At 26.4% G+C, this 11,265-nt stretch carries 9 protein-coding genes; 8 read left to right on the plus strand and 1 reads right to left on the minus strand.

Going from position 1 to position 11,265, the window contains the following annotated elements; all coding sequences use genetic code 11:
* Positions 1-190: 190 nt before the first annotated feature.
* The 5 genes from ACRCYC_RS01095 to ACRCYC_RS01115 all read left to right on the plus strand — a co-directional run bounded on the left by ACRCYC_RS01095 (position 191) and on the right by ACRCYC_RS01115 (position 5,703).
* On the plus strand, positions 191-1,471 hold the full coding sequence (locus ACRCYC_RS01095) for an MFS transporter (RefSeq protein ID WP_438617341.1): 1,281 nt from the start codon (positions 191-193) through the stop codon (positions 1,469-1,471).
* Between the two features lie 192 nt (positions 1,472-1,663).
* Entirely contained in the window at positions 1,664-2,443 is a 780-nt protein-coding gene (locus tag ACRCYC_RS01100; protein WP_438617342.1) for a tetratricopeptide repeat protein, read from the plus strand.
* A 129-nt stretch (positions 2,444-2,572) separates the two neighbouring features.
* Positions 2,573-2,914 (plus strand): hypothetical protein, encoded by a 342-nt coding sequence (locus ACRCYC_RS01105; RefSeq protein ID WP_438617343.1) that lies wholly within the window; start codon positions 2,573-2,575, stop codon positions 2,912-2,914.
* 15 nt (positions 2,915-2,929) lie between these two features.
* Positions 2,930-4,042, plus strand: coding sequence for a hypothetical protein (locus ACRCYC_RS01110; RefSeq protein ID WP_438617344.1), 1,113 nt, complete (start codon positions 2,930-2,932; stop codon positions 4,040-4,042).
* A 137-nt stretch (positions 4,043-4,179) separates the two neighbouring features.
* A complete protein-coding gene (locus ACRCYC_RS01115; protein ID WP_438617345.1) occupies positions 4,180-5,703 on the plus strand; it encodes a YfcC family protein in 1,524 nt (507 codons plus the stop codon).
* 55 nt (positions 5,704-5,758) lie between these two features.
* Here ACRCYC_RS01115 and glsA read toward each other — a convergent pair whose 3' ends face one another.
* Complete coding sequence (gene glsA, locus ACRCYC_RS01120; protein ID WP_438617346.1) at positions 5,759-6,688, minus strand: glutaminase A; 930 nt, start codon at positions 6,686-6,688, stop codon at positions 5,759-5,761.
* 147 nt (positions 6,689-6,835) lie between these two features.
* Here glsA and ACRCYC_RS01125 point away from each other — a divergent pair, with 147 nt between their 5' ends.
* The 3 genes from ACRCYC_RS01125 (at position 6,836) to ACRCYC_RS01135 (ending at position 11,102) form a co-directional block, all read left to right on the plus strand.
* Positions 6,836-7,261 carry a hypothetical protein gene (locus tag ACRCYC_RS01125; RefSeq protein ID WP_438617348.1) on the plus strand — a complete coding sequence of 142 codons (426 nt, stop codon included), beginning with the start codon at positions 6,836-6,838 and terminating at the stop codon, positions 7,259-7,261.
* Positions 7,262-7,332: 71 nt separating this feature from the next.
* Entirely contained in the window at positions 7,333-8,820 is a 1,488-nt protein-coding gene (locus tag ACRCYC_RS01130; RefSeq protein ID WP_438617349.1) for a tetratricopeptide repeat-containing glycosyltransferase family 2 protein, read from the plus strand.
* Between the two features lie 611 nt (positions 8,821-9,431).
* Positions 9,432-11,102 (plus strand): ABC transporter substrate-binding protein, encoded by a 1,671-nt coding sequence (locus ACRCYC_RS01135; RefSeq protein ID WP_438617350.1) that lies wholly within the window; start codon positions 9,432-9,434, stop codon positions 11,100-11,102.
* The last annotated feature ends 163 nt before the right edge of the window (positions 11,103-11,265 follow it).

The following is an 11,265-nucleotide window of genomic DNA, read 5'->3' on the forward strand; positions in this document are numbered from 1 at the left end:
TTGAATAAAAATAAGACCTTGTTTTAAACAAGGTCTTATTTTTATTTTTCTCTAAATAACAAAATATATTTTATATATATGAATTTATAATGAAATTTAAAGATATAATTTCATTATATTGAAAAAAATTAACTTACATGATAAAATTTACCTGAATGAATATAAATGTTAAAAGGTAGGGGGAGTAATTATGATTAAAAACGAGCAAACGTATTCTAAGATTAAGTGGAGTATATGGTGGGTGATCACACTTTCTTTTGTATTAGTCCTATTTCTTAGAATGTCAACAGCGGTAATCTCTGATAATCTGTCAAATGAATTAGGTTTTAACTCTATAGAAATATCAAATATTGCATCATTTACACTTTATGCATATGCACTTATGCAAATACCAGGAGGTATTATTATAGATAAGTATGGCGCAAGGAAGATTAGTAGCTTAGGAATGATAATAGCAGGTATGGGATCTATATTGTTTGGATATATACAAACTATTGAACTTGCATATTTATCTCGTATAATGGTAGGAACAGGAACCTCTGTGATATTACTTGCGATGTTTAAAATTCAAGGAAATTGGTTTAAAAAAGAAGAATTTGCATCAGCTTCTGCAAAATTTTCGCTGATAGGTAACTTGGGAACAGTATTTGCAACATTTCCTCTAGTATTATTAATAGATCAATTTGGGTGGAGAAATTCATTTATATTAATAGGTATTATAGGCATCATATCGGGAATTAGTATATATTTAGTTGTTAGGAATAAACCTTGTGAATATGGTTTTAAAGTAGATACTAATAAAGAAATTTCAGGGAAAATAAACATAAAACAAGGATTAAAATCTGTTATATCTACAAAATCAACTTTATATAACTCTTGTATAATGTTTTCATTAGTAGGGGTTACAACAGCTTTTAGCAGTTTATGGGGAGTAAGCTATATAGTTGACGTTTATGATGTAAGTAAGAGTATATCTGCATTTATAGTTTCTTTTTTGACTTATGGGCTTGTCTTTGGAGCTATACTTATGAATGTGTTATTTAAAAAATATAAAGGTAATAAATTTAATATAGTTAGAATAGGAGGTTTAATAAATTTATTTATATGGATATTTATTGTAATTGCTAATGATGTAAGACCTTCCATAGTGTTTTTGCCTATAGCATTTTTCTTACTAGGATGCGTGAATATGGCACATCTTCAAGCTTTCAATGATGTTAAATATAAGAATAAAGATGAATACTCAGGATTGGCTACTAGTATCATAAATACAGCAGAATTTATGGGGAGTGGAATTATAAATTTATTTATAGGTTTTGTGATACAAATAAATGGAGCTGGAGTAGCTGGATACAAAATAGGATTTACTTTATTCATATTAATGAGTATTATAACTGTAATTGCATCATCAATTGGTATAAAAGAAAATACACCAAAATCTTATAGTGGAGTATCTGAAATTATTTCTTAATAGTATACAACTACCTGTAATAAAAAGGATATATTTATATGAAACTTCTTAAATTAAAAAAATTTAGATTAAGTGACCTATTATTAGGTCATTTTTAAATTTCAGACAAAAATAACTTTACAAGTAGGTTAAATAATGACAAAGTATTTAAGTGAATAAAATTATTATAAAATAAGTATTAAAGGAGATACTATGAAAAATTTAGATAATGGTATATATGAATATAATAAAAAAGATGCAGAAAACCAACTAGAATCAGCAATAACTTGTATAAGTGAAAAAAATAGGGAAACAAATCTAAAAGAGTTCATTATACTATGTAAAAAATCGGCATTGCAAGGTAATTCAAGCGCTCAATATATATTAGGTATATTATATCAATCAGGAATTGAAGGGATTGAGGAATATTTAGATTTAAAAATACCTAATAATATAGTTTTTGAAACTTACGATATGAAAAAATCAATATATTGGTTTGAAAAATCAGCTAAGCAAGGTGATTCAAATTCTCAAAATAACTTAGGGTATATATATGAAAAAGGATTAGGGGTAGATGTAGATTATAAAAAGGCTATGTATTTTTATAAAAAATCAGCTAGTCAAGGTGATGAAATAGGACAATGTAACTTAGGGTATATGTATGAAAAAGGACTAGGGGTAGAAATAGATTATAAAAAAGCTATATATTTTTATAAAAAATCAGCTAGTCAAGGTGATGAAGTAGGACAAAATAATTTAGGAGAAATGTACAGAGATGCAATTGGGGTAGAAGTTGATTATAAAAAAGCTCTATACTTGTTTGAATTATCGGCTAGTCAAGGGTGTACAGAAGCTCAATATAATATAGGATATATGTATGAACATGGTTTAGGCGTAAGTGTAGATTACGAAAATGCTAAAGTTTGGTATCAGCAAGCAGCAGATGAAGATCATGAAAAATCCAAACATAGATTGGAAGCTTTAAGTGACTAGGTTAGTATATATAAAATATATAAATATTTTATATGATTAATCAAGTGATTAAAAAAATTAAAATAAGTGTATAAATTAAAATAACAATATTAAATATGAATATAAATACTATAGGGGGCGAATATTGTTTTGAGTAATAATAAATTAGTTGAGATTACGGATTTTATAATGGATAAAGTATTTAGAATCTATAAAAACTATGTACCTGAACATATAAACATTGGAGAAAAAGAAAAGTATAATATTGTAATTGTAGCAGAACAGTTACTTAATATAAGTTATACTTTACCAAAACTGTTTAGGGAACGAATAATAGAAGTTGATAAAATTCATGATAAACATAAACCTAACGAGATAATTTATGAATTATTTACAGAGGAAAGAAAAATGATATTATTGTTATGTGAAAATATGAAAACAAAAGATATAACTATAAAATGGGTAGATAAATTATGGTTATATTCAGTATAGATACGGAGGCAGGATTTGAAAATAAAAATAGTGATTTTAAGTTTAACAGTTTTAATAGGACTTAATATTGTAGGATGTACATCACAAAAAAACAAAGAAATGAAAAATACAATGAGTGATGTTAGTCATCACTTAGATAAAATAGATGATGATACAATAACTACTTTAAGTTATGATGAAGCTCAAAATTTGATGGAAAAAATAAACTCAGACTTATCTGAATTTAAACCTCAATTGACACCTGATAAGCAAACAATCATACTTAATTTAGCTACAAGAGAAAATTTTAAAAAAATAGAAAATGAATATATAGTGATAAATATGATTGCAAATAAAACTAACTACACAATTGAAGTAGATGGTAATATTTTCAAGAATGATGATAATAAAGTAGTTAAAAATGATGCTGCAGTACGAGCTTTATATGATTTACTAGTTGGAACAAAAAGTATTCAAGATACAAGTCTAGATGAATGTTTAAATGTGTTAAATAACAATAAAAATAATGAAACAGAAGTAAAAAAAACGATAAAAAACTTTAAAGCAATTAACTTTAATTATTATGATCAAAGCATTAAGTTTGATATGAAACGATCATATGAAAGAAAGAAAGATGTATCCGCTAAACAAGATTTAACATATGAAGAATATAAAAATCAAATAGAAAATTTAGAAAAAGATTTAACAGAGTATTCAATTGAATTTGCAAAAACAAATGGATTAAAATTTATTAAAAATAAAGAAAAAAATTCAAGTCTAACTACTTTTGGAGTAGAAGGTGAGAATGAATTTTCGACATATATAAAAGTTAACTTATTTACTCCTAACAAAGAAACTAAAACAGTATCAAATATTTGTGAGTTTAATGTACCCTTAAGTGAGAGTAATGCAAAAGAAAAACAATTACATAAAGATTATTTAGTTGGAGCTATAAGAATAATAAATTCAGATACAAATTCTGATATAAATTATGGAGATATAAAAAATGTAGTTGATTCAGACGAGATGAGATTAAAATATTTACCTAAGAATACAAACTCTAAAACTATATTTGAATTTTCTAATAATGTAGAAAAGTCATTAATAAATAATACATATATATATAATCAAAAAATTAACTTGAAATAACTATCTGTGATTAAAGATAGTTATTTTTATTTGTAAAAAATGGGAATATTTTTATAATTGGGAAAATGTTTAATCCAGTTACAAAATAAATGAAGAAATGTTATGATTTTATTAATAAAATAAAAGGAGGTAAAAATATGAAAAACAAGAAAAAGTTTTCTTTTCCAACAGCATACACTGTAATACTTATTGTAATGCTTATTGTAATGGGACTAACTTATATCATTCCTTCAGGAAAATATGCCAAATTAAGTTATGATCCTAATAGTTCAAACTTTATAGTAGATTTACCTAATGGTGAATCTAAAGAATATAAAGGAACTCAAGAAACGCTTAATGAATTGGGTGTTAATGTAAATTTAAAACAATTTACTAGTGGATCAATTTCAAAACCAGTTGCAATTCCAAATACTTATGAAGGTTTAGAAAAAGGAGACACATCTATATTTGGAGCAATAACAACATTTTTAAAAGCTCCTATACAAGGTTTATATGATTCTATAGATATTATAGCCTTCGTTTTAGTAATAGGAGGATTAGTAGGAGTAATAAATAGTACAGGAGCCTTTACAGCAGGTATAAATGCACTATCTAAAGCTCTAAAAGGAAAAGAAAAGTGGATGATAGTTATAATTGCATCATTAGTGGCATTAGGGGGAACTACTTTTGGTTTAGCTGAAGAAACAATAGCATTTTATCCAATAGTAGTTCCAATATTTATAGCAGCAGGTTATGATGCTATAGTTGCAATTGCTACGATATTTTTAGGGTCATGTATAGGTACAATGGTATCTACAATAAATCCATTTTCTACAGTAATAGCTTCAAATATAGCTGGAGTTAGTATTGCACAGGGATTACCATTAAGGCTATTAACTTTAGTAATAGCAATGGCAATAACTTTAATCTACATAATTAAATATGGGGAAAAGGTTAAAAAAGATCCGACTAAGTCTTTGATATATGCTCAAAAAAATGAAATAGAAAAGAAATTTTTATCAGAGGAAAATGATGAAGATTTAGTTAAGTTTACTTTTAGAAAAAAAATAATGTTATTAATATTTGGATTATCTTTTGTAATAATGATTTATGGTGTTAAAGAATTAGGTTGGGGATTTATAGATATGACAGCTCTATTCTTTGCTGTAACATTTATAATGGTACCACTTGCTAATCAAAAGGAAAGCGATTATGTATCAAATTTTGTACAAGGTGCGGCTGATTTATTAGGAGTTGCTCTGATTATAGCATTAGCTAGAGGAGTTACTATAATCATGGATGGAGGATTAATAAGTGATACACTACTATATTCTTTAAGTGGAATCGTATCAAATATGAGTGGAGTAGTATTCTCTGTGGTTATGTACTTTGTTTATATAGTTTTAGGATTTTTTATAAACTCATCTTCAGGACTAGCAGTTTTATCTATGCCTGTAATGGCGCCACTTGCAGATGTTGTTGGAGTTAATAGAGATATAATAATAACTGCCTATATGTTTGGACAGGGATTAATCGGGATAATAACTCCAACAGGATTAATTTTAGCATCATTAGCTATGGTAGATGTAACTTATGATAAGTGGTTAAAATTTGTTTTACCACTGGTTGGAATAATTATGACATTATCAGTAGTAATGCTTTGTGTAGGGTCACTGATATAATAAATTATACAATTAAATAACAAAAAGCCACCGATTAAATTGGGTGGCTTTTGATTTATTCAAATATATCTAAATTTAATTCTTTAGATAGTTGCTGAAGCATCTTGACACCAGCAATACTATTTCCCATAGGATCTAGAGAAGGGCCAAATATACCTATACCCATTTTATTAGGAACAGAAGCTAAAATGCCTCCACCTACACCAGATTTAGCAGGTATACCGATATGAACTGCAAAGTCACCAGACTCATCGTATAACCCACAAGTTACCATTATTGATTTAATAATAGTGCAGATATCTGTAGGTATTAAATTTTCATTGCTCCAAGGACAAAATCCTTTATTTGCAAGTACTGCACCTATTCTAGCTAAATCTAGAGCAGTTACTGAGATAGAACATTGTCTAAAATAGGAATCTAGAATATCTTCTACATCACCATCAATAAGATTATGACCTTTCATATAATAGGCTAATGATCTATTTATATCACCAGTTCTTTTTTCAGATAAGTATATATCTTCAATTACTTCTATATTAGGGTTATTAGTTAGTTTTTTTGTAAACTCTAGTATTCTATTAGTTCTTTCATCACTGTTTTTACCTTTTATTAAAGAATTAACAATGATAGCTCCGGCATTTATAAAGGGATTAGATGGAACTTCTTTATCGTTTATCTCCATATTAAGTATAGAGTTAAAAGCAAAACCACTTGGTTCAGTACCTATTCTGTTAAATACATATTCAGGTGAATTATCTAACATAGCCATTATAAGAGTAATAACCTTAGATGTACTTTCTATTGCAAATTTACTATTATAATTTCCTGCAAAATACTCTTTATATTTATTTGTTCTTAAATCTACAATAGCTACACCTAGTTGATTTTCATCAACACTAGCTAATGCAGGTATGTAAGTTGCAACATGTCCATTTTTTATGTATTTTTTATTTTCTTCAACTAAATTTTCTAGTAAATCAAACATTACAATCGCTTCCTTTTTATGAATTTTACAATATTATCTTTTTACCCCAAAAATTATATATAAAAACATACAGAAAGTAACAATTATTTCAAAAACTCATATTATGTACTGTAACTACTTTTTAAAAAAGTTACAATGGTGATTATTATGCTGAGAAAGGGAATACAATTTGCTTTAACTGAATTTAAAGAATTCTTTGAGAACTTAGGAATAGTATGCAAGTATTTAACTGTATTAGGTATTATATCCTTAAGTGTTGTATGTATATCTATATTTCATCCTGAACTAGATGCTACGGGTAACTTAGTTACTATAAGAACTGCTTTTTCTTCTATAGCAGGTTATATATTAGAAAAATCTACTAAAAATTGTACTTCTAATCAAAGACTATTGAAAAATAAAATTTTATTAGTTGGAAGTTTTGCAGTAATAGCAATGCTTATAACAACAATTGCATATGTTTTAAATATAGATGTAAATAACCCTTCACTTATACTTATTAAAAATCTATTATTTTCATCTATAGGATTTTTAACAAGTGCAAGTAAAGATTTCACTAAGAAAGACTCCTAAATTATAAAGGTCTATCATATTAATTATGGTAGACCTATTTTGGGTTAGTAGCATAATAGGAGGGATTATACTTGAAAAGTTTAAGTATTTGTATGATAGTTAAAAATGAAGAAAAAAATATAGCCAGATGTCTTGAAAGTATAAAAGAAATTGCAGATGAAATTATAATTGTAGATACTGGATCTAGTGATAAAACTATTGATATATGTAAAAAATATAACGTTAAATTGATAAATTATGAGTGGAACAATAATTTTAGTGAAGCTAGAAATGTATCTTTAGAACATGCAACTAAAGATTATATATTATGTTTAGATGCAGATGAGGAGATTCCTAAAAGTGCTTTAAGTAAAATAATAAAATTATTAAGTCAAAGTAATTTAGTTCAAGGATACTTTCTAAGATTAGTAAATATTATAAATAAAACTAATATGGGAGAATATATAGTTTTTAGATTATTTGAAAATAATCCAAATTACAGATTCAAAGGCAAAATACATGAACAAATAGCTAATGAAATTCAACAATTTAATGGTAAGGATTGTACTGAGATGACAGATATAGAAATATATCATTATGGATATGATTCAAAGCATAGTGATATAAATAAAAAATATGAACGAAATATAAATATTTTGAAATCTTATGATGAAAAAGAAAAAGATTCTTATTATTTTTATGTTTTAGGAAACGAGTATTCAAGAATATCAGATTTCCCAAATGCTATAGAGTCTTATGAAAATGCTATTAAAATGATAAATACTAAATATAACTATATGTTTTATCCATATTTAATATTAAATATAGTTAAGGTTTATTCAAATACGAAACAATTTTATAAAGAATTAAAGTTTATAGAAAGTGTAAAATCAACGACATCTAATTTTAAGGATTTATATTTTATGGAATGTTTAGCTTATATTGAATGTGGAAAAATAAGTAAAGCACTTGAAAGTTTAGATAGTTATATAAATTGTTCTACTTGTACTATATATGAATACCCAAATAATAAATTTGAAAATATATATGATATAAATGAAATGAAAAATAGACTTATATCCGCAAAAGTATCAAATGATAAGAATCTATTAAGTGGACTTATGATTTTAAATGAATATGATGATACATTGATAGAAACAATCAAGAGTTACAATGAAATTGTGGCAAATTTTGTTGTAATAACTAACAATCGCGAACTAGATTTATATAAATTAAAAAATATAGGAACTAAAATAGTATTTTCAAAAAATAAGTCAAAATTAGTGTCACTAGGGTTGAAAGAATGTAGAGGCAAATATATCATATTAGTTGAAAAAGGTGAAATATGTTCAATTTCAAGCCAAAATCAAATTATACAGCTATTATCTAAAACTAATAAAGAAAGTTTTAGTATGAATGTTGTAAGTTTAGAAAATGACACATATTCAAAAGTAATTAAAATTATAAAAAATAAAAATATTGATTGCATAGATATTTATAAAAAAAATTTAATAAAAGATAAAAAAGTTATAGATAGTAATATTTATATACATAAAATAAATAAAGGCCCTGCTAAATGATATTCAGGGCTTTTATTTATAAAAACAGCATGGAAAAATTAACTACCATAGATACAAATATAAGTATTCTACCGATATCGTAACAATTTGATTTATAAATAGTTAAAAAACCTCCATACAAACCAATAGCTCCAATTAAAATACTAATTATAATTTGGAATGTATAGTTGCTGGGAAAAGAAGAAAATGCTATAGATGTAAGTAAAAGAAGAAAAATGATAATTATGCTTAATCCACCTTTATGTTTGATAAAGCTTCCATTTTTAAGAAATAATAAAAATGATAATATGATCAAGATTATTCCTAATGCAAAAAACATTATAAAAAGTTCACTCATATTATATATCATTCCTTTTTATTTATATATATGTTTTTAAATTACAAAAAGTACATTATATTTAATTTAAAAACAAAATTACTCCAATATATATAATTATATAAAATAATACATATTGGAGTAATTAATCATATAACATAAAAATACAAAATAATAAGTTAAAAAATATCGGAAATTTTTAAAAACTGAACAAAATAATTTATAGAATATTTAGAAAATTTATACTACAATTATTATATATTTTAAAATATAAGTGTTTTTAGGGGGGATTAGCATGGTTTTAAGAAAAAAGCTAGCTGTATTAGCACTAACAGCTTTAAGTGTAACTAGTGTAGCTGGGTGTAGTTCGACTGGAGGGAATGATTCAAACCAAGGACAATCTGATACAGGTAAAATAGGAGAACCGTATGCAGTACTTGCAAATCAAAATGCAAGAGGTGCTATAGCAATGGCTATAGATAAAGAAACAATATGTAATACTATACTTAATAATGGGTCTTCTCCGGTAGATTATTTTACTTCAGCAGGGTTAGGAATTAATGATGAAGGTAAAGAGTATCAAGAGGTTGCTAATGTACAAGGATATTCTTACAATAAAGAAGAAGCTAAAGCTATGTGGGAAAAAGCTAAAACAGAAGTTGGATTCGATACAGTAGAACTTGAATTATTAACTTTTGATACTGATACTAGCAAAAAACAAGCTGAATTTATGCAAGCAGAACTTCAAAACGCACTACCTGGACTTACTGTTAAGGTTAAACAACAACCATTTAAGCAAAAGCTAGAGTTAGAAGCAAAAGGTGAATTTCACTTAGCTTATGCTGGATGGGGAGCTGATTATCCAGATCCTTTAACATTTTTAGAAACCATGGTAAGTAACGGACAATATTCTACTAAAGTAAATTACAGCAATCCACAATTTGATAAATTAATAGATGAAGCTAAATCTACTCCTGATAAAAATGAAAGCTGGAAAAAATATGGAGAAGCTGAAAATATAATGTTAAAAGATGCATATTTAACACCATTTTTCCAAAAAGGAGTTGCTTATCTACAAAAGGATATTATTAAGGATATAGTCGTATCACCTACAATACAAGAAACTTATAAATGGGCTGATATAGATAGAGAAGACAAAACAATCAACTTATCAAGTACTTCTGATATACCTACCTTAGACCCAAGCAAGGCAACTGATGCTGAGTCGTTTTTTATAATGACCAATACTATGGAAGGGTTAGTTAGAATGGGTGAAGGTGATAAGGCTTTACCTGCAATGGCTGAGAGTTGGGAAACTTCAGAAGATGGCAAGACATGGACATTTAAATTAAGACCAGGAATTAAATGGTCAAATGGAGATGATATAACAGCTCAAGATTTTGTGTATTCGTGGCATAGAACACTAAATCCTAAAACAGCTTCAGAATATTCATATATACTGTATGATGTGGTTGGAGCTAAAGACTATAATACAGGAAAAGAAAGTTCTACTGATAAAGTGGGTATTAAAGCTTTAGATGATAATACTTTACAGGTTGAGTTATTAAGACCAGTTACTTATTTTGATAAGTTAATGGCATTTCCTGTATTCTTCCCTCAAAATCAAAAAGTAGTTGAGGAATATGGCGAAACTTATGGAACTACTCATGATAAAATTGTTTACAATGGCCCATTTATTGTTAGTGATTGGAAGCTAGAAGATCAACATACTATGAGCAAAAATGAAACTTATTGGGAGTCTAATGTTGTAAAATTAAAAAATATAAAAACTAAAATAGTTAAAGATGGTAATGCAGCGTTGAATTTATATGAAACTGGAGGAATAGATAAGACGGGATTAACTTCTGAAAATGTTGATAAATATAAGGATTCACCTGAATTTAAAACTAGAAATGATGCATCTACATATTTCTTCTTAGTGAATGGAGGAAAGAATAACAAGTAAGTATAAAATATTTATATTGGTTAAACTATAAATATGGATATGTAAATATTAGCTAATAATTACATATCCATATTTAATGAATAAAATCAAATTAAATGCTTTATTTAGAAATTTTTTATATAGTTATTATTAGAGTATTGTATATAAATAATAAGATAATACT

This window comes from Paraclostridium sp., assembly GCF_051657365.1.
Taxonomy (GTDB): domain Bacteria; phylum Bacillota; class Clostridia; order Peptostreptococcales; family Peptostreptococcaceae; genus Paraclostridium.

Coding starts and splice junctions, on each gene's coding strand:
- glsA (WP_438617346.1), bottom strand. CDS start 6,688: ATGTTTGATTTACTAGAAAATTTAGTTGAAGAAAATAAAAAATACATA.
- ACRCYC_RS01135 (WP_438617350.1), top strand. CDS start 9,432: ATGGTTTTAAGAAAAAAGCTAGCTGTATTAGCACTAACAGCTTTAAGT.
- ACRCYC_RS01100 (WP_438617342.1), top strand. CDS start 1,664: ATGAAAAATTTAGATAATGGTATATATGAATATAATAAAAAAGATGCA.
- ACRCYC_RS01095 (WP_438617341.1), top strand. CDS start 191: ATGATTAAAAACGAGCAAACGTATTCTAAGATTAAGTGGAGTATATGG.
- ACRCYC_RS01115 (WP_438617345.1), top strand. CDS start 4,180: ATGAAAAACAAGAAAAAGTTTTCTTTTCCAACAGCATACACTGTAATA.
- ACRCYC_RS01125 (WP_438617348.1), top strand. CDS start 6,836: ATGCTGAGAAAGGGAATACAATTTGCTTTAACTGAATTTAAAGAATTC.